Source organism: Citrobacter sp. ABFQG (assembly GCF_004322975.1).
In the GTDB taxonomy this organism is placed as follows: Bacteria; Pseudomonadota; Gammaproteobacteria; order Enterobacterales; family Enterobacteriaceae; genus Citrobacter; species Citrobacter freundii.
In genome coordinates this window covers 4,542,619-4,566,911 of the sequence record NZ_CP036435.1, presented here as the reverse complement: position 1 = coordinate 4,566,911, position 24,293 = coordinate 4,542,619, and the positions used below count along the sequence as shown (strand labels likewise).

The 24,293-nt window shown below is 49.8% G+C and carries 23 protein-coding genes; 7 read left to right on the top strand and 16 right to left on the bottom strand.

Features of this window, described 5'->3' with window-relative positions; translation table 11 throughout:
* Nucleotides 1-168 precede the first annotated feature (168 nt).
* Entirely contained in the window at nucleotides 169-1,251 is a 1,083-nt protein-coding gene (gene nlpD / locus WN16_RS22400; RefSeq protein ID WP_223232897.1) for a murein hydrolase activator NlpD, read from the top strand.
* Between the two features lie 62 nt (nucleotides 1,252-1,313).
* Nucleotides 1,314-2,306 (top strand): RNA polymerase sigma factor RpoS, encoded by a 993-nt coding sequence (gene rpoS, locus WN16_RS22395; RefSeq protein WP_000081498.1) that lies wholly within the window; start codon nucleotides 1,314-1,316, stop codon nucleotides 2,304-2,306.
* A 142-nt stretch (nucleotides 2,307-2,448) separates the two neighbouring features.
* On the opposite strand, the gene WN16_RS22390 is transcribed toward rpoS, so the two are convergent.
* Nucleotides 2,449-2,853 carry a MarR family transcriptional regulator gene (locus tag WN16_RS22390; protein ID WP_003034194.1) on the bottom strand — a complete coding sequence of 135 codons (405 nt, stop codon included), beginning with the start codon at nucleotides 2,851-2,853 and terminating at the stop codon, nucleotides 2,449-2,451.
* Between the two features lie 157 nt (nucleotides 2,854-3,010).
* On the opposite strand from WN16_RS22390, the gene WN16_RS22385 reads away from it, so the two are divergent.
* From WN16_RS22385 to WN16_RS22370, 4 genes are all read left to right on the top strand, one after another.
* On the top strand, nucleotides 3,011-3,604 hold the full coding sequence (locus tag WN16_RS22385; RefSeq protein ID WP_003034196.1) for a non-oxidative hydroxyarylic acid decarboxylases subunit B: 594 nt from the start codon (nucleotides 3,011-3,013) through the stop codon (nucleotides 3,602-3,604).
* The gene (locus tag WN16_RS22380; RefSeq protein ID WP_044699726.1) at nucleotides 3,604-5,031 is read left to right on the top strand and encodes a non-oxidative hydroxyarylic acid decarboxylases subunit C; all 1,428 of its coding nucleotides are present in this window, start codon (nucleotides 3,604-3,606) and stop codon (nucleotides 5,029-5,031) included. The genes WN16_RS22385 and WN16_RS22380 overlap by 1 nt, the downstream gene beginning before the upstream one ends.
* 10 nt (nucleotides 5,032-5,041) lie before the next feature.
* On the top strand, nucleotides 5,042-5,278 hold the full coding sequence (locus WN16_RS22375; RefSeq protein ID WP_003846555.1) for a non-oxidative hydroxyarylic acid decarboxylases subunit D: 237 nt from the start codon (nucleotides 5,042-5,044) through the stop codon (nucleotides 5,276-5,278).
* Nucleotides 5,279-5,518: 240 nt separating this feature from the next.
* Nucleotides 5,519-5,671: a Hok/Gef family protein gene (locus WN16_RS22370; RefSeq protein ID WP_003034202.1), complete on the top strand. Its 153-nt coding sequence runs from the start codon at nucleotides 5,519-5,521 to the stop codon at nucleotides 5,669-5,671.
* A gap of 109 nt (nucleotides 5,672-5,780) precedes the next feature.
* Here the strand turns inward: WN16_RS22370 and mutS are convergent, their stop codons facing one another.
* On the bottom strand, nucleotides 5,781-8,342 hold the full coding sequence (gene mutS, locus WN16_RS22365; protein ID WP_044699723.1) for a DNA mismatch repair protein MutS: 2,562 nt from the start codon (nucleotides 8,340-8,342) through the stop codon (nucleotides 5,781-5,783).
* Between the two features lie 152 nt (nucleotides 8,343-8,494).
* On the opposite strand from mutS, the gene WN16_RS22360 reads away from it, so the two are divergent.
* The gene (locus WN16_RS22360) at nucleotides 8,495-8,638 is read left to right on the top strand and encodes a hypothetical protein (protein WP_003034206.1); all 144 of its coding nucleotides are present in this window, start codon (nucleotides 8,495-8,497) and stop codon (nucleotides 8,636-8,638) included.
* Between the two features lie 82 nt (nucleotides 8,639-8,720).
* Here WN16_RS22360 and WN16_RS22355 read toward each other — a convergent pair whose 3' ends face one another.
* The 14 genes from WN16_RS22355 to WN16_RS22295 all read right to left on the bottom strand — a co-directional run bounded on the left by WN16_RS22355 (nucleotide 8,721) and on the right by WN16_RS22295 (nucleotide 24,169).
* Complete coding sequence (locus tag WN16_RS22355; protein ID WP_230126937.1) at nucleotides 8,721-9,632, bottom strand: AI-2E family transporter; 912 nt, start codon at nucleotides 9,630-9,632, stop codon at nucleotides 8,721-8,723.
* The gene (locus tag WN16_RS24650; protein WP_224769924.1) at nucleotides 9,613-9,771 is read right to left on the bottom strand and encodes a hypothetical protein; all 159 of its coding nucleotides are present in this window, start codon (nucleotides 9,769-9,771) and stop codon (nucleotides 9,613-9,615) included. The genes WN16_RS22355 and WN16_RS24650 overlap by 20 nt, the downstream gene beginning before the upstream one ends.
* A gap of 15 nt (nucleotides 9,772-9,786) precedes the next feature.
* The gene (locus tag WN16_RS22350; RefSeq protein ID WP_016150899.1) at nucleotides 9,787-12,840 is read right to left on the bottom strand and encodes an efflux RND transporter permease subunit; all 3,054 of its coding nucleotides are present in this window, start codon (nucleotides 12,838-12,840) and stop codon (nucleotides 9,787-9,789) included.
* A complete protein-coding gene (locus WN16_RS22345) occupies nucleotides 12,840-13,925 on the bottom strand; it encodes an efflux RND transporter periplasmic adaptor subunit (RefSeq protein WP_088169088.1) in 1,086 nt (361 codons plus the stop codon). The genes WN16_RS22350 and WN16_RS22345 overlap by 1 nt, the downstream gene beginning before the upstream one ends.
* A 527-nt stretch (nucleotides 13,926-14,452) precedes the next feature.
* Nucleotides 14,453-14,932, bottom strand: coding sequence for a hypothetical protein (locus WN16_RS22340; protein ID WP_016150897.1), 480 nt, complete (start codon nucleotides 14,930-14,932; stop codon nucleotides 14,453-14,455).
* On the bottom strand, nucleotides 14,929-15,696 hold the full coding sequence (locus WN16_RS22335; protein WP_003840308.1) for a winged helix-turn-helix domain-containing protein: 768 nt from the start codon (nucleotides 15,694-15,696) through the stop codon (nucleotides 14,929-14,931). The genes WN16_RS22340 and WN16_RS22335 overlap by 4 nt, the downstream gene beginning before the upstream one ends.
* A gap of 284 nt (nucleotides 15,697-15,980) precedes the next feature.
* A complete protein-coding gene (locus WN16_RS22330) occupies nucleotides 15,981-16,955 on the bottom strand; it encodes a glycyl-radical enzyme activating protein (RefSeq protein ID WP_003037447.1) in 975 nt (324 codons plus the stop codon).
* Nucleotides 16,918-19,296: a choline trimethylamine-lyase gene (gene cutC, locus WN16_RS22325; RefSeq protein WP_044699720.1), complete on the bottom strand. Its 2,379-nt coding sequence runs from the start codon at nucleotides 19,294-19,296 to the stop codon at nucleotides 16,918-16,920. Before cutC ends, WN16_RS22330 begins: the two co-directional genes overlap by 38 nt.
* A 13-nt stretch (nucleotides 19,297-19,309) precedes the next feature.
* A complete protein-coding gene (locus WN16_RS22320) occupies nucleotides 19,310-19,639 on the bottom strand; it encodes a multidrug efflux SMR transporter (RefSeq protein WP_008322725.1) in 330 nt (109 codons plus the stop codon).
* Nucleotides 19,636-19,965 carry a multidrug efflux SMR transporter gene (locus WN16_RS22315; RefSeq protein ID WP_224770534.1) on the bottom strand — a complete coding sequence of 110 codons (330 nt, stop codon included), beginning with the start codon at nucleotides 19,963-19,965 and terminating at the stop codon, nucleotides 19,636-19,638. Before WN16_RS22315 ends, WN16_RS22320 begins: the two co-directional genes overlap by 4 nt.
* A gap of 766 nt (nucleotides 19,966-20,731) precedes the next feature.
* The gene (sitD, locus tag WN16_RS22310; protein WP_044699713.1) at nucleotides 20,732-21,583 is read right to left on the bottom strand and encodes an iron/manganese ABC transporter permease subunit SitD; all 852 of its coding nucleotides are present in this window, start codon (nucleotides 21,581-21,583) and stop codon (nucleotides 20,732-20,734) included.
* Nucleotides 21,580-22,437 (bottom strand): iron/manganese ABC transporter permease subunit SitC, encoded by an 858-nt coding sequence (gene sitC, locus WN16_RS22305; protein ID WP_044699710.1) that lies wholly within the window; start codon nucleotides 22,435-22,437, stop codon nucleotides 21,580-21,582. Before sitC ends, sitD begins: the two co-directional genes overlap by 4 nt.
* A 2-nt stretch (nucleotides 22,438-22,439) precedes the next feature.
* Nucleotides 22,440-23,255 carry an iron/manganese ABC transporter ATP-binding protein SitB gene (gene sitB / locus WN16_RS22300; protein ID WP_003840297.1) on the bottom strand — a complete coding sequence of 272 codons (816 nt, stop codon included), beginning with the start codon at nucleotides 23,253-23,255 and terminating at the stop codon, nucleotides 22,440-22,442.
* Entirely contained in the window at nucleotides 23,252-24,169 is a 918-nt protein-coding gene (locus WN16_RS22295) for a metal ABC transporter substrate-binding protein (protein ID WP_044699709.1), read from the bottom strand. Before WN16_RS22295 ends, sitB begins: the two co-directional genes overlap by 4 nt.
* Between the last annotated feature and the right edge of the window lie 124 nt (nucleotides 24,170-24,293).

Genomic DNA, 24,293 nt, shown 5'->3' with positions numbered 1-24,293 from the left:
CCTGGAGTTTTCCTGGATATTCTGGAATTAGTAAGCGTATCGTGGTCACGTTTCCAGTGCCCAGTCCGATGCCTTGCACGGTGATTACGTCACTGGTTTTAACCAAATTTTCCTGGGGGATAAATGAGCGCGGGAAGCCACAAATTTACCGTTCGCCGTATTGCGGCATTGTCACTGGTTTCATTATGGCTGGCAGGTTGTTCAAATACCTCGAATCCACCTGCACCGGTCAGTTCCGTTGATGGCGGTGCATCAACGAACACCAATTCCGGTATGCTGATTACGCCTCCACCAAAAATGGGCTCGACGTCGACAGTACAGCAAACGCCGCAGATCCAGCCGGTGCAGCGTCCGACCACACAGTCAACACAGATCCAGCCTGTTGCGGAACAACCTGTGCAAATGGAAAACGGTCGTATTGTGTACAACCGTAAGTATGGGAACATTCCGAAAGGTAGCTATACGGGCGGCAGTACCTATACTGTTAAGAAAGGCGATACCCTTTTCTATATTGCCTGGATTACTGGGAACGATTTCCGTGATCTCGCACAACGCAATAACGTTCCGGCCCCGTATGGCCTGAATGTCGGTCAAACTCTGCAAGTGGGCAATGCGTCTGGCGCACCGATTACCGGTGGAAATGCCATCACCCAGGCGGATGCAGCACAGCAAGGAGTTGTGACCAACCCTGCACAAAATTCCACCGTTGCTGTTGCTTCGAAACCAACAATTACGTATTCTGAGGATTCAGGTGAACAAAGTGCTAATAAAATGTTGCCGAACAACAAGCCTGCTGGGACTGTGGTCACAGCGCCTGTAACGGCTCCGGCAGTTAGCGCAACCGAATCAACTGCAAGCTCAACGTCAACCAGCTCGCCAATCTCTACCTGGCGCTGGCCGACCGACGGCAAAGTGATCGAAAACTTTGCGGCTACCGAAGGTGGCAATAAAGGGATCGACATTGCAGGCAGCAAGGGACAGGCTATTGTCGCGACCGCAGATGGACGCGTCGTCTATGCCGGTAACGCGCTGCGTGGTTACGGTAATCTTATTATCATCAAACATAACGATGATTACCTGAGTGCCTACGCCCATAACGATACAATGCTGGTCCGGGAACAACAAGAAATCAAGGCGGGGCAGAAAATAGCTACCATGGGTAGTACCGGAACCAGTTCAACACGCTTGCATTTTGAAATTCGTTACAAGGGGAAATCCGTAAACCCGCTGCGTTATTTACCGCAGCGATAATTCGGCGGAACCAGGCTTTCACGTGCTAGTTCCGTTAGGGATCACGGGTAGGAGCCACCTTTATGAGTCAGAATACGCTGAAAGTTCATGATTTAAATGAAGATGCGGAATTTGATGAGAACGGAGTAGAGGCTTTTGATGAAAAAGCCTTGAGTGAAGAGGAACCCAGTGATAACGACCTGGCTGAAGAAGAGCTGTTATCGCAGGGGGCCACACAGCGTGTGTTGGACGCGACTCAGCTTTACCTTGGTGAGATTGGTTATTCACCACTGTTAACAGCCGAAGAAGAAGTTTATTTTGCGCGTCGCGCACTGCGTGGGGATGTCGCATCCCGCCGTCGCATGATTGAAAGTAACCTGCGTCTGGTGGTGAAAATTGCTCGTCGTTATGGCAATCGTGGTCTGGCATTGCTGGACCTGATTGAAGAGGGCAATCTGGGACTGATCCGTGCAGTCGAGAAGTTTGACCCGGAACGCGGGTTCCGCTTCTCAACATACGCAACCTGGTGGATCCGCCAGACGATCGAACGGGCGATTATGAACCAAACCCGTACGATCCGACTGCCAATTCACATTGTAAAAGAGCTGAACGTCTATCTGCGTACCGCGCGTGAGTTGTCGCATAAACTGGACCACGAACCGAGCGCAGAAGAGATTGCTGAACAACTGGACAAACCGGTTGATGACGTCAGCCGTATGCTCCGACTCAACGAGCGTATTACCTCGGTAGACACCCCGCTGGGTGGCGATTCCGAAAAAGCGTTGCTGGATATTCTGGCCGATGAAAAGGAAAACGGCCCGGAAGACACCACGCAAGACGATGATATGAAACAGAGCATCGTCAAATGGCTGTTCGAACTGAACGCCAAACAGCGTGAGGTACTGGCACGTCGCTTTGGTCTGCTGGGGTATGAAGCTGCGACACTGGAAGATGTGGGCCGCGAAATTGGCCTCACCCGTGAACGTGTTCGCCAGATTCAGGTTGAAGGTCTGCGTCGTCTGCGTGAAATCCTGCAGACTCAGGGACTGAATATCGAAGCGCTGTTCCGCGAGTAAGCACAAGTTCTATCAAGAAAGGCCAGTCTCATTGAGACTGGCCTTTTTCTATGTTTGTTGCCTGATGGCACTGCGTTTATCAGGCCTACGGGGAGCAGGACTTTGTAGGCCGGATAAGACATTTATGTCACCATCCGGCAGATTAGTTCATCATCTTACGCACCAGACGTATGAACTGCTCACGTTCTTCATCAGATAATCGCCCCAGAAACTCATCATCCACGCTATCGCCTAACGGGGTTGCGCTGGTCAGTAATGCTTCTCCTTGCGCGGTCAAATAAACAAACCGCCGACGCTTATCCGCCGGGTCGTGTTCACGTCTGACCAACTCCCGTTTTTCCATCCGGCTCAGCATTTCCGCAAGCGTTGCCTTGGTACAGACTGCGGCTTCGGTCAGGGCGACCTGCTCAATGCCGGGATGCTCGGCAATGGCGCGCATCACCGCATACTGCGGTTTGGTCAGATCCGGTAATTCATGTTGCCAGCGAGCCGTATGTTGCTGAAAAAGCTGACGTAAAAGGTGAAAGGCTGTGTTTCTTAACGGCATGAGAGCTCCGGAATATCTGTCAGTCTCTATCTTAACGGGTAACGCGTCATAGTTTAACCATTGCTGCTTTAGCAATCTGTGCGAGGTGCTCTTGTCCGGAATGCATCGAGGGAGTATTTTAATAAAATGTTCGTACACGAACAAAGTTGAGGGCTAAATGAGACTGATTGTAGGAATGACCGGGGCGACCGGCGCACCGCTTGGTGTGTCGCTATTGCTGGCGCTGCGGGAAATGCCGGGGGTAGAAACCCATCTGGTGCTGTCAAAGTGGGCCAAAACCACCATTGAACTGGAGACGCCGTACAGCGTCCGTGATGTGTCGGCGTTGGCCGATTATTGCCACAACCCGGCGGACCAGTCGGCGACCATATCCTCAGGATCGTTTCGTACTGACGGCATGATCATTATCCCCTGCAGTATGAAAACGCTGGCCGGTATTCGAGCAGGCTACGCGGAAGGACTGGTGGGGCGCGCTGCTGATGTGGTGCTGAAAGAAGGGCGCAAGCTGGTTCTGGTTCCGCGTGAAATGCCGCTCAGCACTATTCATCTGGAAAACATGCTCGCACTTTCCCGCATGGGCGTGGCGATGGTCCCGCCGATGCCCGCGTTTTACAACCACCCGCAAACGGTCGATGACATCACTCAGCATATCGTTGCGCGTGTGCTCGATCAGTTTGGTCTGGAGCATCCAAACGCCCGTCGCTGGCAGGGTTTACGGCAGGCGCAAAATTTTTCACAGGAGAATGAATAATGGCATTTGATGATTTGCGCAGCTTTTTACAAGCGCTGGACGACCAGGGACAATTGCTGAAAATCAGTGAAGAAGTCAACGCTGAGCCGGATCTGGCTGCGGCGGCTAACGCGACCGGACGTATTGGTGATGGTGCGCCAGCGCTGTGGTTTGACAATATTCGTGGTTTTACCGACGCCCGCGTGGTGATGAATACCATCGGCTCATGGCAGAATCATGCCATTTCATTAGGCCTGCCGCCCAATACGCCGGTGAAAAAACAAATTGATGAGTTTATTCGCCGTTGGGATAAATTTCCGGTTACACCGGAGCGTCGTGCCAACCCGGCGTGGGCTGAAAACTGTATTGATGGTGAGGAGATCAACCTGTTTGATATTCTGCCGCTGTTTCGTCTGAACGATGGTGACGGCGGTTTCTATCTTGATAAAGCCTGCGTGGTGTCGCGCGATCCGCTGGATCCGGACAACTTCGGCAAACAGAACGTCGGCATTTATCGTATGGAAGTGAAGGGCAAACGCAAGCTTGGCCTGCAGCCGGTGCCGATGCATGATATCGCGCTGCATCTGCATAAAGCTGAAGAGCGCGGTGAAGATCTGCCGATTGCCATCACGCTGGGTAACGATCCTATCATCACCCTGATGGGGGCCACGCCGCTGAAGTACGATCAGTCGGAATACGAAATGGCGGGAGCGCTGCGTGAAAGCCCGTACCCGATCGCTCCCGCACCGCTCACCGGTTTTGACGTGCCTTGGGGTTCGGAAGTGATCCTCGAAGGGGTCATTGAAAGCCGTAAGCGTGAAATCGAAGGGCCGTTTGGCGAGTTTACTGGGCACTATTCCGGTGGACGTAATATGACGGTCGTACGTATCGATAAAGTCTCTTATCGCACCAAACCGATTTTTGAATCGCTATATCTGGGGATGCCGTGGACGGAGATTGACTACCTGATGGGGCCGGCAACCTGCGTACCGCTGTATCAACAGCTGAAAGCCGAGTTCCCGGAAGTGCAGGCGGTGAATGCCATGTACACCCACGGTTTGCTGGCGATTATCTCCACCAAAAAACGCTACGGCGGCTTTGCCCGCGCGGTGGGGCTGCGCGCAATGACGACGCCGCATGGCCTGGGGTACGTGAAAATGGTGATTATGGTTGATGAGGATGTTGACCCGTTCAACCTGCCGCAGGTGATGTGGGCGCTGTCTTCGAAGGTCAATCCGGCGGGCGATCTGGTGCAACTGCCGAATATGTCGGTGCTGGAGCTTGATCCGGGTTCCAGTCCGGCGGGGATTACCGACAAGTTAATTATTGATGCTACCACGCCGGTTGCGCCGGATAACCGTGGGCACTACAGCCAGCCGGTATGTGATTTACCGGAAACGAAAGCCTGGGCAGAAAAACTGACCGCCATGCTGGCCAACCGTAAATAAGGAGTAGCAGATGATTTGTCCACGTTGTGCCGATGAACATATTGAAGTGATGGCAAACTCGCCGGTAAAAGGTGTCTGGACGGTATATCAGTGCCAGCATTGTCTGTACACCTGGCGTAATACCGAACCGCTACGTCGTACCAGTCGCGAGCACTACCCGGAGGCGTTTCGTATGACGCAGAAAGATATCGACGATGCGCCAATGGTGCCGAGTATTCCACCGCTGCTGGCGGAAGGTAAGCGCTAATACTGAAGGCCCAGGATTCCGGGTCTTTTTTGCGAGCAGACTCGTAACGTATTGATAAATTGATTTGTTACAGCGGCATCGGGAATAGAATAGCGGCGGGTGCTTGAGGCTTTTTGGGCTTTGAGCATTGGCAAGGTCCCGGAAAGACAAAAGCCCCAGGAGATAGTTCTATCAACCTGAGGCTAACGTACAAACCTAGACCATTTGGATGTTAGTCTCTTCTTTGCAGGGAGGCAAGACATGCTGACAAAATATGCCCTTGTGGCAATTGTAGTGCTGTGTTTCACGGCGCTGGGATTCACGTTAATGGTACGAGATTCGTTGTGCGAGTTAAGTATTAAAGAACGTGGTATGGAGTTTAAAGCTGTTCTCGCTTACGAACCGAAGAAGTAGCAACAACGCAGGGGAAACCCCGCGTCTTGATGGTCTGGTTTCGTCCTCTTGCACCCATTCTCGCGTTGCCGTAGGCCCGATAAGCAAAGCGCCATCGGGCATTACAACGTTACACCAGACTTTTCAACCGGTAGATCCACTCCAGCGCCTGGCGAGGCGTTAGTGAATCCGGGTCGAGGTTTTCCAGCGCTTCAACGGCGGGCGAGGTTTCTTCAGGCACTGAAAGCAGCGACATCTGTGTTCCATCGACCTGGGTCGCAGCAACGTTTGGCGCAATGCTTTCCAGTTCGCGCAGTTTTTGCCGCGCGCGTTTAATAACCTCTTTCGGCACGCCAGCGAGGGCTGCTACTGCCAGACCATAGCTCTTGCTCGCCGCACCATCCTGTACGCTGTGCATGAAGGCGATGGTATCGCCGTGCTCTAACGCATCCAGATGCACATTCGCGACGCCCTCCATTTTTTCCGGTAACTGAGTCAGTTCGAAGTAGTGGGTGGCAAACAACGTTAATGCTTTGATTTTATTGGCCAGGTTTTCCGCGCACGCCCATGCCAGCGACAGGCCGTCGTAGGTGGAGGTGCCACGTCCAATCTCATCCATAAGTACCAGGCTGTTCTCGGTGGCGTTATGCAGAATGTTGGCGGTTTCGGTCATTTCTACCATAAAGGTAGAACGACCGGATGCCAGATCATCCGCCGCGCCCACGCGGGTAAAGATCCGATCGATCGGGCCTATTTCCACTTTCTGCGCCGGAACGTAGCTGCCGATGTACGCCAACAGCGCAATCAACGCGGTCTGGCGCATATAGGTACTTTTACCCCCCATATTCGGACCGGTGATGATCAGCATCCGTCGCTGAGGCGAGAGGTTAAGCGGGTTGGCGATAAACGGCTCGGTTAGCACCTGTTCAACCACCGGATGACGTCCCTCAGTAATACGAATGCCGGGTTTATCGGTGAAGGTCGGGCAGGTGTAATTCAGGGTATAAGCGCGTTCTGCAAGGTTGACCAGTACGTCCAGCTCCGCCAGCGCGCTGGCGCTCTGTTGCAAATCAGCCAGATGCGGCAACAGCATGTCGAACAGCTCATCGTACAGCTGTTTTTCCAGCGCCAGTGCTTTGCCTTTTGACGTCAGAACTTTGTCTTCGTACTCTTTCAGTTCCGGAATAATGTAGCGTTCGGCATTTTTCAGCGTCTGGCGACGCACATAGTTAATCGGCGCCAGATGGCTCTGCCCGCGACTGATCTGAATGTAGTAGCCATGAACGGCGTTAAACCCAACCTTCAGCGTATCCAGACCGGTGCGCTCGCGCTCACGGATTTCCAGTCTGTCCAGATAGTCAGTTGCGCCATCAGCCAGCGCTCGCCACTCGTCCAGTTCTTCGTTATAGCCCGGGGCGATGACGCCACCGTCGCGAACCAGCACTGGCGGAGCTTCCACAACGGCGCGTTCCAGCAGTTCACGCAGCTCGGCAAACTCACCCATTTTCTCGCGCAGCATCTGCACGGGGGTACTGTCTACACTTTCCAGTTGCGCGCGCAGTTCCGGTAATTGCTGGAAGGCATGACGCATACGGGCCAGATCGCGCGGACGCGCAGTACGCAGGGCCAAACGCGCCAGGATACGTTCCAGATCGCCTACCTGACGCAGCACGGGTTGCAATTCACTGGTGGAATCCTGTAGCGCACCGATAGTCTGTTGACGCTCGGTAAGGACTTTGGTGTCACGGACCGGCATATGCAGCCAGCGCTTGAGCATACGGCTGCCCATCGGCGTCACGGTGCAGTCGAGTACTGAAGCCAGCGTGTTTTCAACGCCACCCGCCAGGTTCTGGGTAATTTCCAGATTGCGGCGCGTGGCGGCATCCATAATGATGCTGTCCTGTTGACGTTCCATGGTGATGGAACGAATATGCGGCAGTGAGGTGCGCTGGGTATCTTTTACGTATTGCAGCAGACAGCCAGCAGCACATAATCCGCGCGGGGCGTTTTCCACGCCAAAACCAATCAGATCCCGCGTGCCAAACTGCAAGTTTAGCTGCTGGCGAGCAGTATCGATTTCAAATTCCCATAGTGGACGACGACGTAATCCGCGACGCCCCTCAATCAGTGAGGTTTCAGCGAAATCTTCGGCATACAGCAGTTCAGCGGGATTGGTGCGCTGCAATTCTGCGGCCATGGTCTCGCGGTCGGCCGGTTCGCTGACGCGAAAACGCCCGGAGCTGATATCCAGCGTGGCGTAGCCGTAACCTTTACTGTCTTGCCAGATAGCGGCCAGCAGGTTGTCCTGGCGTTCTTGCAACAGCGCTTCATCACTGATGGTGCCAGGCGTGACAATGCGTACCACTTTGCGCTCAACCGGGCCTTTGCTGGTTGCCGGATCGCCAATCTGCTCACAAATAGCGACAGATTCACCCTGATTAACCAGCTTGGCGAGGTAGTTTTCTACCGCATGGTGAGGAATACCCGCCATCGGGATAGGCTCGCCTGCTGATGCGCCGCGTTTGGTCAGGGAGATATCAAGCAGCTGAGACGCGCGTTTCGCATCGTCATAAAACAGTTCGTAAAAGTCGCCCATGCGGTAAAAAAGCAGTATTTCCGGATGCTGAGCCTTCAGCTTGAGATACTGCTGCATCATCGGCGTGTGAGAGTCTAGGTTTTCTATTGTACTCATTGGAGTGTGATGTCCATATTTCTTAATTTTTAATGAGTTAGTGGGTTTTATGGTTATCATTAGGTTTCACGTTGTCTCATCGAATATCATGAAATCCTACAGTTAACAGTAGGATTTCATGACGGTATGAGGTGCATGATAACGGAGTCTTTATGGCAGGAAAACAAGAGGGAAAGCCACTTTCGTTTAAAGCGGTAAAAATGATGAAGCCTGGTGGCAAAGATGAAGCTGACGTAGGCGAAAATCGTGGTTTACGTCTCTCATCTGGTGCCACCAGGATGAAGTCTTTTTTCTAACGTTACGCGAGTCCCCGACTGGTAAACTTATTCAGTTTAAAATTGGTAACTTTCCACAACTTCTCTCGTCTGCATATATACGTCATTCCAGTTCACGTAATGCTTGCCACACTTTTTTCAGTAAAAAGGTGAGTGGAATGGCCAGTATAGCTCCAGTTATGCCAAGTAGTGCCTGCCAGATCAGGAATGCCAGTAGTTGAACCGTCAGTGGTAAATTCAACCGTTTGCCGAGCATAAGTGGTTCCATCACTGAACTCAGGGAAAGGTTTAGCACCACGAAAAATCCAGCGACCAACAGGCCGGCCTGTATATCGAAAAAGATCATCGTCTGAAGGACCGGCGGAATCGCGGCAAGTAAGGAGCCGAGCACCGGGACATAATTGAAAATAAACATCAGCATGCCCCAGAGAAAAGCAAACTTTAAACCCAGTAGCCAGGCGGCGGCCCAGACAACCAGGCCACCGAGCAGTCCCGTCAGCGTTTTTACGCGTGCATAAACGATCACGCTTTGTATGCCTTCCAGCAGCGCACGGATCACACCCGAACGATGTTGAGTGGTGCGCAGAGTGGTTTTTAACACTGGCAGTTCGTACAACATAAATAGCAGCATAAGAAATACCATCAGCCACCAGGACAACATGCCCGGAATCAGCGACAGCTGGCTGGTTATCAGACGAAGTATGGCACTGGTATCGATGAAACTAAGCACCAGATTGGTGGAAAGGAAAATACCCGCCTCGCTCAGAAAAAATGTCAGAGCATGAAGCTGGGTGGCGATCTGAACCGATGCCAGGCGACTGAGCTGAATTAACCCCGGTGCTGAGGCGCTGAGCGAGCTGATGATAATAACGATCAGTAACAGCAGAGCCACAATCACTGATAGCGAAGTAAGGAGTCGAGGGAGTCCGTGTTTCTCCAGGCGTTCGATCAGTGGATCAAGCATCACGGCGAGAAACAGCGCCAGGAGGACCTGATTAACCAGTGGTGCTGCCATGCGCAATCCAGCCAATAGTATGGTCAAACATGTCAGCAAAAGCAGCCCCTGAATAAGGGGCGTTAATGATTTTAACCCGCTCTGATGCATTGACGTCTGTTCTCCTGTAAACGACAAGCAGCCTGTCGATTTTTAACATTTACCCCGTGATGTTTCATGGTGTCTCCGGACGGTGCAGGCAGTCATAGAGGACCGGCAGAACCATTAAGGTAAGGATTGTCGCAAAACCCAGACCAAACATAACAACCACGGCCATGCCCTGAAAAAAGACATCCCTCAGCAGCGGCGCGAAACCCAGTACAGTGGTGAAGGTTGTGAGCAGAACAGGACGTAAACGTGAAGTGGCGGCGGATATAAGCGCTTCATGTTGCGGCTTCACCTGTTTCTGATGCTCAATCTCCTCAACCAGGACAATCCCGTTACGGATCAACATTCCACTCAGACTCAGCAAACCTATCAGGGCCATAAAGCCAAACGGAATGTCGATAAGTAAAAACCCTGTTGTGACGCCAATTAATGCCAGCGGCACGGTAAGCCAGATGGCGAAAGCATTTTTCAGCGAACTAAACATCAACACGGTAATGGTGAACATCACCAGATAACCTAACGGCAGGGTAGAGAACAGGCCTTGCTGTGCCTCGCTTGAACTTTCCGCATCTCCTCCCCACGTAATGTTGTAACCGTGCGGCAACGGAATCTGTTCAATCTGTGGGCGAACGCGTGCCAGAATATCGGCGGAAGTGGCATTGCTCAGTGGGTCAGGGTTGGTCATGATGGTCATAACCCTGCTGCGATCGCGACGCAGAATCAGTGGATTTTCCCACTGTAATATGAACCCATCGACCACGTTACTGAGCGGAATGTAGCGTTGCTGATTTTGGCTCCAGACCTGGACATTATTAAGATGATTAATGTCATGCCGCTCGTTTTCGGGCGGACGCACCACTATCGGCATCATATCCGTGCCTTCGCGATATAGCCCGATGCGACTGCCGGAAAAATTCATTTCCAACGCGTCATCTACTTCTTTTTTATCCACACCTAACTCTTGACCGAGCACTGGATTATATTGTGGGCGAATGACTTTACTGCGGTTTTGCCAGTCGTTACTTACACTACTGGTATCGCGATTGTCGGCCAGAATAGTACTTACTTTGCTGGCAATCTGGCGCATGATATCGGGCGCTGTCCCTCTGATGCGTACCTCAATACTGCTACTGCCCGCAGGGCCAAACATCACGCGATTGGTACTGGCATTGACCTGCGGGTAATCCTGCGCGATAACGGTATCCAACTGGCTCGTCAGTACCCCAATATTGCGCTCATTGTCCATTCTTACCATGATTTGTGCGTAATTGCTGTACTGGCGCTGACCGTTGTAAGTCAGGATAAACCGCATGCTGCCATGACCTATCGTTGACACCGTGGAAACCACGCCCGGGCGACCGTCAATTATTTTTTCAATATCACTAGCCATCTTTTCCGTGGAGGTGATGTCCGAACCATAAGGTAGCCACAGATCCACAAAAAAAATCGGTGTACTGGCTGAAGGAAAGAAATTTTGTCGTACCGAGCCAAAGCCCCAGATTGCCAACGCCAGCAGTACTGCCATGACTGAAAGTGTGGCTGTTTTGTGTGCCAACAGTGTATTCAGGATACGCTGATAGAGTCGGTAAAAACTGCCACTATAGGGAGCGAATTCTGATGGCTGCTTAAGAGGGGATTCGGTTTTAAATAGCCACCATTTAACCAGTGCTGGCGTAATGGTTAGGGCCGTGAACCAGCTCAGCATCAGTGAAATTAACAATACCTGAAACAGCGATTTACAGTATTCGCCCGTTGAGTCCTGTGACAGGCCAATAGGAGCAAATGCCAGGATAGCAATAATTGTGGCTCCCAACAGCGGAAGTGCGGATCGCCGAACAATTAAGTTTAGCGCTTTTACCCCTGACACGCCCTGCTGACGCGAAATGAGTAATCCCTCCACAACCACTATCGCATTATCTACCAGCATACTCAGCGCGATTATCAGCGCCCCCAGGGAGATGCGCTGAAGCTCAAGTCCCCACAGATACATAATAAACAACGTGCCCAGCACATTGAGCGCTAATGACAGGGCTATAATAATGCCGCTGCTCAGCCCCATGAATATCACCAATATTCCGATGACTATCGTTAGCGCCATTAGAAAATTAGTAAGAAAGCCATTTACTGAAGATGCCACTTCAGCAGACTGGTCGTAAAATACACCGATCTGTATACCGGCGGGTTTTTCCTCAGACATCTGTAGTAACTTAGATTTCAGCGCTTGTCCCACGTCAATCACATTCACGCCGGGTATAAATGATACCCCCATCATCACGGCGGGTTGACCGTTGGCGTGATAAATGCTGGAGGGCGAATCAGCGAGACCGCGCGTGAGTGTGGCTATATCTTTCAGGCGTGTGCTGGCGCTGTCACCCGCTGGGCTAACAAGTAGATGGCCCAGTTCATCAAGATTTTCGAATTCGCCAGTGGAATGTATACGGATTGATTCTGTACCAGATTTTATCACCCCAGCGTTTGACACAACATTCAGTCGACTCAGCGCAGCGGATAGCTGAGCCGGCGTGATGCCGCGCGCAGCCATTTTTATCAGTGACACCTCTACATTGATCTGTGACGTTATGATTCCTCCGGTCATGACCTTGCCTACGCCAGGCACCAGTACCAGCTCACGTCGCAGCTGTTCGGCATATTGTGCAAGCTCTTTATTGCTGAAATTGTCACCGGAAATTGAGAAGAAAAATCCAAAAACATCGCCAAAATCATCGTTTACGAAAGGCTGCATGACACCAGGCGGAAATACGCGTCCTGCATCACCTACCCGACGACGTAATTCGTCCCAGATTTGGGGTAATTTATCCGAGTGGTAGTGCGAAGCGATGTTCACTGTGATTTGCGACATCCCGTTGGATGAAATCGAACTGATGTTATCCAGATAGGGCAGTTGCTGCAGGGCTTTTTCCAGTGGCAGTGTTACTTCTTCTTCTACTTGCTCGGCGGATGCCCCTGGATAGAGGGTAACAACCACGGCGCTTTTAATAGCAAACTCTGGATCTTCAAGACGACCGATGTTAAGTAGTGCAAAAATACCGCCGATACCTAGTAACAGAATGAGCAGCCAGACACGGACGGGATTATTAATAAACTGTCGGGAGATATCCATTACAGTCCCCCTTCACGTGTCCAGATACGGACCTGCTGCTGAGCATGTATTTCATTCACCCCGGCAGCGACCACCCGTTCACCGTTTGTTAGACCGTGGGTTATTACGATACCGCCCTCGGTGAGTTCACCAGTGGTTACACTGCGTTCTTCCAGCGTAAGCTGCTCGCCGCTGCCCTTTACCACCCAGACGTGGGGGTGATTGAGTGGGCTGTTGTCCGGGTTAAACACAGCTTCAACTGGCACGACCAGCTTTTCACGCAAGGTACTGACTGGCAGTTTTGACAGATCGATGGTGACCGTACCACTGACCCCAGCAACAGCAGGGAAGTCAGACGGTCGTGGCATGGTTAAAATCATCTTCCAGGTGAGCGTGTTATTGTTGCTGCTAGCCGAGTGCTCTTTGTAATCAGCCTGAAACTGGCGGCCAGGCAGTGCAGTGATTTGCACCAGTGGTCGATAGGTCTCATTGCGAATGTCCATTGCGGTAAACAGGTTTTCCGGTACGCTGAATGCCACATCGAGCATGTCGGTGCGAGCCAGAGTGGCGATAGTTTGTCCGGCTGTCGCAACCTGATGGCTTCGAGCATTTACACTGACAGCGATACCGGAGAACGGGGCGGTGAGTATCATTTGGTTCAGTTCTTCACGAGCGATCTGTAGCGCCGCGTTTGCAGCATCTCTTTTGGCACGTTGTACATCCATCTCATCACGTGAGACGGCATGGCGCGCAGACAATGCCTGGAAGCGTTCAAACTGTCGCTGTGCGAGGTCGGCGGTGGTCTGCCGTTCTTTTACCCGTTGCCGGGCTTCATCGCTAGAGAGCCGGGCGATCACTTGTCCTTTCGCCACTGGAGTTCCCTGGCGGATATCAAGCCATTCAATACGGCCCGAGCGTTCAAAAGATAGTGCGGTGGAATCACTGTACTCAATTCTTGCGGGGAGAATACGTTGACGGGCCTTTTCAGACTTTCCCACCTCCACAACTTTAATTGTGCGAGGCTGAATGGGTAAATCTATTTCTTTCTGCTCGCACGCTGTAATTAAAAAAACGGCAAAGATAATCAGGGGTAAATAACGAGCCAATTTTATATCCTCAGCGATAATGATGTAATTAATTTTGTAGGGTTATATATGTGAGCGAATGAAAGCAGAATGCCAGCCAGAGGCTGACACAATGCAGACTCAGTTTGGTTGGTATATAACTTCCTTTAGTTTTTCCGCTAGTTACATGCATTCTTGTCGTACAAGAAGAAACAGATACAACACGGTCCTTACTCCGGAGGAATGGACAAGTTAATTCAAATTCTTATTGGTAAAATTTCATTCGCCGCCTTCAATATCACTGTGTATATAACAATGTTATATTTAGATGAAACCGGATCTCTGATAAATTGTGAATTCCAATCTCACTAATACTTAACAGATTCTTTAATATGTGATTTTTAATTAATACCGTATCCGCAACCGTAATGAGGGGTAGCCACTGGTACATGGTATGGTAAATTCAGGATGTTGTTTAATACTGCTGTGATTTAATATTAAAACAAAGGACGTGATTTAATGTCATTACAGGTTTAATTATTTAACTCTGCAGTCACGCTTTTATTGTTTTAATATTCAACACAAGTGAGAACCCAGGCATCCGGATTACCGATAAGCCAGGCGTGGTTATCAATTCTTTCTCGCTCAAAAATCAGGGTTGCGTCATCACCGCTGACTTCTGCCAGTAAGATTTGAAAAATATCATCCTCAACATGATCTGCCGGTAATCTGCGAACGCCGTCATTCTGGTACTGGAGAGTATGGTTATCTATCTGATGACCATCCCGCAGAAGAATTTTACGGCTCACGCTTTGTGTTACATCGCCTCCCACAACCTTACCATTAAATGAAATAAAACCCGTATTATCTTCATATAATTGAATGGTTTGCTTAACATAGAAATCATATACCACTGAATTTCTTGTTATACGATAGCGTGACTGATTCGTACATTTGAAGTTACTGATTCCATGGGCATAGTTAAATGAAACACCCAGGCAGACAGCAATCAGGACAAGACCCATGCACACTATCCATTTAATTTTCATGATTGCTTCCAGTTGTGGTAGTAGACGTTGTCACACGCGATAATTTGATTATTTTTTCCTGCTGTGCAAAGCGAAAAAAGGGTGCGCCCGGCGCTTTGCGCGGTAAAGGAGTCATTGCTGTCAAATATCACCTTTTGTTCAGGGCCGCAGGTGGCGGCATTGTCCTTAAGAATGGCAGCAATATTCTTCCTGGCTTTCTCCCGATCTCGCTCACTCAGATTTTTCATATACACCACCTCGCACCCGGTCGCCAGACTGTCTTTATACAACGGGTAGTGACTGGTACTGACCGATGAGACGGTATTAAAAAAAACGATCGCACCGCAAATGAATAATGTCAGAACGATAATCATCGTGAGGTACGCATTTTTTAAAGAAAACAGTTTCCCGGTACGTTGAGAAGTGACCTGTTCAGGTATACTGAGCGGCACTGTCTGGGTTAACTGAAGTGTGATGTCAGGATTTAGCCTGAACCCCATCTTCGGTACAGTAATTATCAGTTCTTCACAGCCGAATGCAGATAATGCGCGACGTAAGATACTGATATACTGATTAAGGCTGCTATTGGACGCCTGTAAACCATAATCGTCCCAGACCATAGTTAATAATTTCTCACGTGATAGTATCCCTTCTGACGCCCTTAATAGGGTTTCCAGCAAGCGGCTGGCCGTTAGGGTGAGTTTTACCGTTTCCTTTGTGGCGCAATGGGTTAGCGATCCATCCTCTGGATTAAACTTTATTTTCTCCGCAATTAAAAAAATCATATTGGCAATTACCAGATACCTGCGTTATTACAGAAAATTATAACACAGATATCCGGGTGATTATGCGCTAAATTGCCTCCCGTATATTGGTTACATTTATGAAAATTCTCATCAATATAACTGGTAATTATTAACGAATTTAACAGTTGCTAATGAATTTAGCCCGAAGTAGTAATATTCTCAGTTATTAGCTTATAAGCAAAATCACTACAGATAACAGACAGTTTGCTGAAAAAATGAGTAATGTTGTTAAGCCAAAGTTGTGCAATTGCGGCACAGTTCTTTTAACCCACCAGGCTGGTTGAAAGCGTAGCGGAGATTCCTCTGTCTTTTGCAATCTGAAGGAATGTTGCGCCATTACTTTCTGTACCCTTCCTGATAATAGTACTGGCCGGGTAATCGCGTCCCAGCAGTGAGTATTTTTGTACGCCGTAAGCATGGTAAGGCAATAAATCAATACCCTGAAAAGATGTCTTTCCGGCAGTAAGATTGCTGATAAGCAGGAGCATATTATTTATTTCATGTGATGAATCGTTAACGCCGGGAATTACTGGGATCCTCAGGCGTACTGGAGTATTCAACGTCAGTAATTTTTCAAGATTGCGTAAAATACGGATATTACTGACCCCGGTAAATCGTTGATGAAGTGTGTCATCCGCCAGCTTGAGATCATAGAGCACCAGATCAGCCACAGTGCTGACTTTCTCAACCGCTGACCAGGGGGCGAACCCTGCCGTTTCCACCGCGGTATGGATACCCTCCCGGCGTAAGTTTTGTAGTACCTGGACTGCAAAATCCGGTTGAAGCATCACTTCACCGCCGCTGAGCGTAACGCCTCCTCCTGATAACTGATAATAAGCTACATCTTTTACGACCTCTTGATGTACCTCATCAACTGACATCTGACGTCCGACAATCTTAAGCGCCTGGGACGGGCAAGCTTCTTCACAAAGACGGCAGCCATCACACGACATACTGGGATCAATAACGTGATTCTTATTACTCCACTGATGAATACCTTTCTGGCAGGCATCAACGCAGGCCCCGCAGTGCTGGCAACTACTGGCACGCCACAGCACGTCATTATCCTGACGCAATCCTTCGGGATTCGCGCACCAAATACAGCTCATCTGACATCCTTTAAGGAATACGACGCTGCGAATACCCGGGCCATCATGTAACGAGAAGCGCTGAATATTAAAGACGCGGCCTGTTAGCGGCTCAGCATTCATGTTGAACGGTACGGCTAATGATTTCATCCTGCACCTCACGGCTGAGTTCAACAAAAAATGCGCTATATCCGGCCACACGAATCATCAAATTCGGATACTCCTCCGGACGTGCCTGCGCGCGCTTCAGCTCTTCATTATCGACGTAGCTAAACTGCATTTGCCCATTACCAAGCATACTGGCGGTGCGAAGCAGGTTAATCAGTTGATTAATGCCTTCATCGCTTTCCAACATACCGTGCATTAGTTTGAGGTTATGCACCATGCCGATTTCCATCTCTTCAACGTTTATCCTGCTCACCGAGTTAATCACTGCCGTCGGGCCATTGATATCGGTTTGCTGCGATGGGCTTATTCCGTCGGCCAGAGGTTTATGAGCCAGTCTGCCGCCAGGTAACGCACCGGTTGCCAGTCCGAACGGCGTATTATTTGAAATAGATAGCGTGCCATGCGTGAAGCGGCCATAAAGCATGTGATAGCGGCGATGCTCTTGCTCAGTGTAATGAATAAGGGAACGCGCCAGTTCGTCAACTTCTGCAATATCATTGCCGTATTTCGGTGCTCGCAGGCAGCGCTGGCGAAGCGCTTCATGCCCAACAAAATTGGCTTTCAACACTTCATCCAGCTCAGACAAAGTGACCTGCTCTTGCTCATACACCACTTTTTTAATGGCCATCAACCCGTTCGCTAAATCAGCCAGACCTGTCCAGATAAGCCCGGGGCCGTTGTTTAACCACGCTCCGCCCGCGGTAACATCGCGACCTTTTTCCAGGCATCCCTCAATCAGGCAGGAAATAAGCGGTTTTGGGGCATACTGTCTGTGCAACTTCTGAATGATGAGTGTGGCTTGGGCCGCTTTAGCCGTAATAGCCGCCAGTTGCTGTTTTACTGCCGCTTCAAAATCGTTGTAACTGTTCATCTCTGTCAGTTCGCCGGTCTGAGGACCGATACGCTCACCCTGTGGCCCATAACCATTACTAAACGCCAGTTCCAGTGGCCGAGTAAACGTGGTATAGCCTACAGATGTCCATTGATACATTTTTCCGGACTTTTGAGGCTCAACACAGCCCATCAGGCAATAATCACGTGCATCTTCATAATCAAATCCCTTGCGCAGCATCATTTTGATATGCGCGTCATCGAAATGGCAGGCCGGAAAACCCGTTCCCCCGCGGATAACTTCCACAATTTCCCGCAGATAGTGCCACGGCGACTGGTTATGTATCCTTACAGCCAGGCTGGGTTGATAAATTTTCAATTTCCGTGAGCAGGCCATAATCATCATTGTCAGCTGATTAGTGGCATCGCCGCCCTCACGTTTTTGCCCGCCAACAACCATATTGATAAATGGTTGATATCCAGCGAAATATTTTGCTGTAGACTCACTACAGATCCACAAACTCTCTGCCATTTTAATCATCCAGCAACACAGTAATTCTTCTGCGTGGGCATGAGTCAATGTCCCTTCTGCCAGGTCACGCTCCAGTAATGGCCAGAGATACTGATCGACGCGTCCCAGTGAAATACCGGTCTGGTTTTCTTCAAGACAAAACAGAGACTGTACAATCCACAGGGACTGAAGCGCCTCATAAAAATTACGCGGCGCGTGTTCAGGTACACGGCGACAAATGTCAGCGAGACGGTTCAATTCTACTCTGCGTTGAGGATCGGTTTGTTCATCAGCCAGTTGTGCGGCGTAGTCGCTGTAACGATGGGCGTAATGGATCACCGCATCGCAGGTCTCTTTCGTTGCCAGATAAAATTGGTGGCGTTCCATATCTTCTGCGCAGGTTAAACTTAGCTGTTCAATTGCGTGAATAGCCCTGTCACGCAAACCGCCCATACCTTCTGTCAGTAATAACGTGTCGTAACCCGGACAGGTATCACCTCCGCCATTCTGGGTTTTAATGGTTACGTCGCAGACGCCGTATTCATTGCACCATTCCCAGAGGCCTGCATGACGGAGTTGAGTTTCCGCGATTTCATCCAGCGAGCGACCGCGCCAAAAAGGGAAGATTTCTTCTCTGAGAATACGCTTTGCGCTGTCACTTATCTGATAGGGATCCTGTTTACGCTCTTTTACGGTATCCAGTTCTTCAGCTACCCAGCGCCAGCTGAGCTCAGGTGATACTTCTCCACCGCGCGGACCGCCTGCCGGGTGGCTGATAATAAGCTCATTCTCGGCAATCCATAAAGGTGCCCGTTCGCAGGCGCGCCGAAAGGCAAGTGCCCGTAACATAATCAGATCCAGCCCGGGGTTGTTTTTATAGACCTCTGTAACCGCCTGTGCCCTTGAAACAGAGATAAACGGCTTTGCGCTGAAATATTGGGCTTTCAGGGCGTCAATACGATCGGTAAGTTGCTTTTCCATTTAATAACTCCTCTTATGCAAATCCCATCAGCAGCGTGCCACTCAGGATCAGTGCAATACCTGCTTTTTCAAATATGCTGGTATGCATGTCGTAATAAATACTACTTATCACAGTAATTAATACTGTGCCCATACCACACCAGATTGCGTAAGCGATACCTGGTGTCATTAATTTCATTGCTTGCCCCAGGGCATAAAAACAAACTACGTAACTTAACGCACAAAATATGGTTGGGGCGAGTCTCCGAAAATGTCGGGTTTTGGGTAGCATGGCAGTACCAAAAACTTCAGTAAGAATGGCAATAAATAACCATGTTGTACTCATGAGTATTATTTGAATCATGTGTTTTCCATCGTTTTATATTTTGCGGAAAAATTAATAACAATAACTCCGGCGACGATTAACCACATGCCCAGTAAGTGGCCGCCACTTATTGAATAGCCGAAATTTAACACGCCAATTATATTTACTGCGACGATACCCACACCAGACCAGATCGCATAAGCAACGCCAAGGTGCATTCTGCGAAATACATAAGTTAGGATATAATAGCAAAGCCCATACCCTATTATGGATAAAATAGAAGGAATGATGCGAGTAAATCCTTCAGAAAGGACCAGCATAGTTGTTGCAAATATTTCGAACAAAATAGCCAGAGCAAGTTTCATGTATGTCTTTCTTAACGTCATATTAACTTTCCTGATTAATGAGCCTGGTTACAGGTCGGATTGGATGACGGACATGAAACAGTATTTTTATTTTTCTAGCTATATAATTCGAAAAAATTGGCGATTATAGTTTTTTATTCTTTGTTTGTTTGCTTGTGAAGCGTTAAATTTCATCTTTTAATGATATGGGACGAGTACCTCTCAGTATTGCTTTTATGCCTGATATCATTTCCCGAAGTGCAGGCTAAATAATGATGTTGATGTAATTTAACCTTTGAGATTAATGTCTGCCCAGGCAGCTCAAAGAGCGTACGTGAATGCTTAGAGTGTATATACGGTTCAGTTATGGGGTGTTTGGTGCGGCGAAGGATTTTGGAGCCATAACCCGCACTAGTATGGCTTAATAAAAAATTATTAATTATTTTCTGGGGTGTGATATGAGCTTTGCCGATGTTGTATGGATTTATCTATAAACCTGCGGATTATATTTCTTCAGTGAGTGGAGAAATAATGATCATAAAATTAGATAGTTAATTAAAAACTGGTTAATGAGTCGATTTCTTTATCTTTAACAGATGAACTTCAAGTATCAATGCCACACCCTAATTTACCATTGTGGTGTGGCCGGTGAAGTTTGTATCAAATTACTCTTTCATTTCGTGGTTGCTCTTTTTTATCTTATGGAATAACGATAATACCCGTCAGGATGTGGAAACGAGGCTCTAGAGGCATAAACATCATTAGCTGACATATTATGAAGCATTATTTATACATCATGCACCTGAAGTTGATTCTCTAAACGCCGATCGCGCAGGGTTGCATAAATAAAAGTAATCACAAATAGCAGGGAAAATAATACGACGATGGTGGGAGCCGGTGCGCTGTCGATGAAAAATGACAGATACACCCCCATAAATGAGGTAATGACCGACATCACCACCGCCAGCCACAAGGCGTGAGAAAATTTCCGCGTCATTAAGATCGCGATGGCGCCGGGAGCAATCAGTAAAGAAATCGACAAAATAATCCCGACAGATTTTAGCGTGGCGACAATCGTCAGGGCGATCATGCACAACAGGCCGTAGTGCAGTAAGGGGGTGTTAAGCCCACTGGCCTTTGCCTGATGCGGATCGAACGCATGCAGTAGCAGATCTTTCCACTTAAGCCCAATAATAAGCGCGATCCCCAAAGCGATCGCCATTGTTTGCATGATATCGGTCAGTGATATACCGAGCATATCGCCGAACAGAATATGATCGAGATGCACTTCCGACTGAATGGAAACATACAGCACCAGTCCCGCACCGAACATCCCGGAGAAAACAATGCCCATGATGGTGTCGCGCTTAATGCGGCTGTTATCGTCGAGGTATCCGGTTGCTATCGCGCAGAACAATCCAGCGACAAATGCGCCAATTGCCAGCGGGATGCCTGCGATATAAGCCAGAACGATCCCTGGAAAAACCGCATGGCTCATGGCATCGCCCATCAGCGCCCAGCCTTTGAGAACTAAAAATACCGACAGCAGCGCGCAGGGCACGGCGACAATGGTGGAGATAACCAGCGCATTGACCATAAAGCTAAACTGAAAGGGTTCTAATAGCGTTGTTAAGATCATACTGACTCCTTGTTCACCAGTCGGGCGCGTCGGCGATTCGCCAGCAGACCATGTTTTGGTGCGAAGACAAATGCCAGCAGGAACAGCAATGTTTGCAGAACGACGATAATTCCGCCGGTTGCGCCGTCCAGCCAGTAGCTCAGCCAGGCGCCGAAAAAGCTGGTCAGGCTGCCGATAGCTACGGCGATGGTGAGCAGGCGTGGAAAACGATCGGTCAGCAGCCAGGCCGTCGCTCCGGGCGTAACCACCAGGCAAATCACCAGAAATGCACCGACGGTTTGCAGTGCGGCGACTGTGGAAACGGAGAGCAGCGTAAAAAACAGCAGTTTTAAACGCCCCGGATTCAAACCGATAGAGCGCGCGTGGTTTTCATCAAAAAAGACCACCATCAGATCTTTCCACTTCAAAAACAGGATAGTCAGCGAGATAACCCCGATGATGGCCAGGTGCAGAATATCTTCCGGCGCAATTGCCAGGATATTACCGAGAATAATGGTCTGGATGTTCACCGACATCGGATTGAGCGACACCATAAACAGCCCGATACCGAAGAAAGACGAAAAAATCAGCCCGATAATCGCATCTTCCTTCAGGCGCGAACGCTGATTAAGAAACAGCATACTGCCCGCTGCCAGCCCACCGGAAAGGAATGCGCCAAGCGCGAAGGGAAGCCCTAACATATAAGCGCCTGCCACGCCCGGAACAATAGAGTGCGATAGTGCATCGCCAATCAGCGACCAGCCTTTGAGCATCAAATAGCAGGAGAGAAACGCGCACAGGCCGCCGACCATCGCCGAGACCCACATGGCGTTGAGCATATATTGGTAACCAAACGGCTCTGTCAGCCAGTTCATGATTATTCCCCCTCGCTTGCCGCACGTCGCGAAATAAACGGGCGTTCATCGTCGGTAATCACGTGTTGTTCGCCGCCGCTCAGCGCAACGTGACGCAGTACGCCGCTGAATGCCAGCTCGAGATTCTCGGGGGTAAAGGTGGTATCGGTTGGTCCACTTGCCAGCACCGTGCCCTTAATCATCACCGTGTAATCACAAAACTCGGTGACGGATCCCAGATTATGGGTAGAGACCAGCATGGTTCGACCCTCATCACGCAGTTCACGCAGCAGGTCGATGATCCGGGCCTCGGTTTTTACATCCACGCCGGTGAAGGGTTCATCCAGTAAAATAACCTGTCCGTCCTGTGCAATGGCGCGTGCCAGAAAGACGCGTTTTTTCTGCCCGCCAGAAAGTTCACCTATCTGACGATGGCGATAGTCCAGCATATCAACCCGCGCCAGTGCCGCATCCACGCAGGCGTGGTCGATCTGTTTTGGCCGACGCAGCCAGCCCATATGGCCAAAGCGTCCCATCATCACCACATCTTCCACCAGTACTGGAAACGACCAGTCCACCTCTTCTGACTGAGGGACATAGGCGATAAGATTCTGTTTGAGCGCCTTATTTACCGGCTGTTGCAGAATTGAGATTTCCCCTTGCGCCAGGCGGACAAAACCCATCAGCGCTTTAAAAAGCGTTGATTTTCCCGACCCGTTTACGCCGACCAGAGCGGCAATTGAGCCGCCCGGAACCTGAAAAGTGGCGTCCCGCAATGCGGTATGACCGTTGCGATACGTCACCGTAACCTGATTTACGGTAATCGCAGAGTGACTCATGGTTGGCTCTCCAGACCTTTGTTGATGCCATTAACAATGGTTTGCGTGGTGACGCGCAGTAAATCCAGATAGGTCGGTACCGGACCATCGGCAGCGCTGAGCGAATCGACATACAGCACGCCGCCGTAATACGCGCCAGACTCACGGGCAACCTGACGCGCTGGTTTGTCGGACACGGTGCTTTCGCTAAATACCGTTGGGATATGATGCTCTCTGATCGCATCGATTACCTTGCGTACCTGCTTCGGCGTACCTTGCTGATCGGCATTGATCGGCCACAGATACAGCTCTTTCAGGCCGTTATCACGTGCCAGGTAGGAGAATGCGCCTTCACTGGTGACCAGCCAGCGTTTATCAGCAGGGAGCTTTACCAGTTCTGTATGCAGTGGCGCCAGGGTCTGCTGGATTTTCGCTTTATAATTCTGTGCGTTTTTCTGGTAGGTCGCGGCATTGTCCGGATCGTATTTCATCAGTGCATCGCGAATGTTATCCACGTAGATAAGTGCGTTCTCCGCTGACATCCAGGCATGCGGGTTTGGTTTACCGTTGTACGGTCCTTCGCTGATGCCCATTGGCTGGACGCCGTTTGAGACCATCACTTCTGGTACGCCGGACAAATTTTGGTAGAAGCGGGCAAACCATAGTTCGAGGTTAAGACCGTTGGAGAGAATAAGCTGTGCGCCTTGCGCTCGTTTAATATCACCTGGGGTTGGTTGATATTCGTGAATTTCTGCGCCAGGTTTGGTGATGGAACTGACCTCTGCTGCATCTCCCGCCACATTGCTCGCCATATCGGCAATCACCGTAAAGGTGGTTACTACCTTAAATTTTTCTTTCGCCCAGGCGGGTGACAGCGTCAGCGCCGTTAACGCGCTGGCAAGGAGAAATGACTTGAGATGGGGCAGATGCGGCATAGTATCCCTCACAACAAAATGGTTAATTTATCATCGAATATAGCCTTTGCTATGTTATATAGCACATGGCATAAATAAATGAAAATAATTCTTATTTGCGTAGGGTGCTAAGGAATGGATGACC

Excerpts from the sequence above, each read along its gene's own strand:
- sitB (WP_003840297.1), bottom strand. The coding sequence starts at position 23,255 with ATGAGTCACTCTGCGATTACCGTAAATCAGGTTACGGTGACGTATCGC.
- rpoS (WP_000081498.1), top strand. The coding sequence starts at position 1,314 with ATGAGTCAGAATACGCTGAAAGTTCATGATTTAAATGAAGATGCGGAA.
- WN16_RS22335 (WP_003840308.1), bottom strand. The coding sequence starts at position 15,696 with ATGATTTTTTTAATTGCGGAGAAAATAAAGTTTAATCCAGAGGATGGA.
- WN16_RS22380 (WP_044699726.1), top strand. The coding sequence starts at position 3,604 with ATGGCATTTGATGATTTGCGCAGCTTTTTACAAGCGCTGGACGACCAG.
- mutS (WP_044699723.1), bottom strand. The coding sequence starts at position 8,342 with ATGAGTACAATAGAAAACCTAGACTCTCACACGCCGATGATGCAGCAG.
- WN16_RS22295 (WP_044699709.1), bottom strand. The coding sequence starts at position 24,169 with ATGCCGCATCTGCCCCATCTCAAGTCATTTCTCCTTGCCAGCGCGTTA.
- WN16_RS22350 (WP_016150899.1), bottom strand. The coding sequence starts at position 12,840 with ATGGATATCTCCCGACAGTTTATTAATAATCCCGTCCGTGTCTGGCTG.
- WN16_RS22390 (WP_003034194.1), bottom strand. The coding sequence starts at position 2,853 with ATGCCGTTAAGAAACACAGCCTTTCACCTTTTACGTCAGCTTTTTCAG.
- sitD (WP_044699713.1), bottom strand. The coding sequence starts at position 21,583 with ATGATCTTAACAACGCTATTAGAACCCTTTCAGTTTAGCTTTATGGTC.
- WN16_RS22385 (WP_003034196.1), top strand. The coding sequence starts at position 3,011 with ATGAGACTGATTGTAGGAATGACCGGGGCGACCGGCGCACCGCTTGGT.
- WN16_RS22320 (WP_008322725.1), bottom strand. The coding sequence starts at position 19,639 with ATGATTCAAATAATACTCATGAGTACAACATGGTTATTTATTGCCATT.
- WN16_RS22375 (WP_003846555.1), top strand. The coding sequence starts at position 5,042 with ATGATTTGTCCACGTTGTGCCGATGAACATATTGAAGTGATGGCAAAC.
- WN16_RS22355 (WP_230126937.1), bottom strand. The coding sequence starts at position 9,632 with ATGGCAGCACCACTGGTTAATCAGGTCCTCCTGGCGCTGTTTCTCGCC.
- WN16_RS22315 (WP_224770534.1), bottom strand. The coding sequence starts at position 19,965 with ATGAAACTTGCTCTGGCTATTTTGTTCGAAATATTTGCAACAACTATG.
- WN16_RS22370 (WP_003034202.1), top strand. The coding sequence starts at position 5,519 with ATGCTGACAAAATATGCCCTTGTGGCAATTGTAGTGCTGTGTTTCACG.
- WN16_RS22330 (WP_003037447.1), bottom strand. The coding sequence starts at position 16,955 with ATGAAATCATTAGCCGTACCGTTCAACATGAATGCTGAGCCGCTAACA.
- cutC (WP_044699720.1), bottom strand. The coding sequence starts at position 19,296 with ATGGAAAAGCAACTTACCGATCGTATTGACGCCCTGAAAGCCCAATAT.
- sitC (WP_044699710.1), bottom strand. The coding sequence starts at position 22,437 with ATGAACTGGCTGACAGAGCCGTTTGGTTACCAATATATGCTCAACGCC.
- WN16_RS22360 (WP_003034206.1), top strand. The coding sequence starts at position 8,495 with ATGGCAGGAAAACAAGAGGGAAAGCCACTTTCGTTTAAAGCGGTAAAA.
- WN16_RS22340 (WP_016150897.1), bottom strand. The coding sequence starts at position 14,932 with ATGAAAATTAAATGGATAGTGTGCATGGGTCTTGTCCTGATTGCTGTC.
- WN16_RS24650 (WP_224769924.1), bottom strand. The coding sequence starts at position 9,771 with ATGTTAAAAATCGACAGGCTGCTTGTCGTTTACAGGAGAACAGACGTC.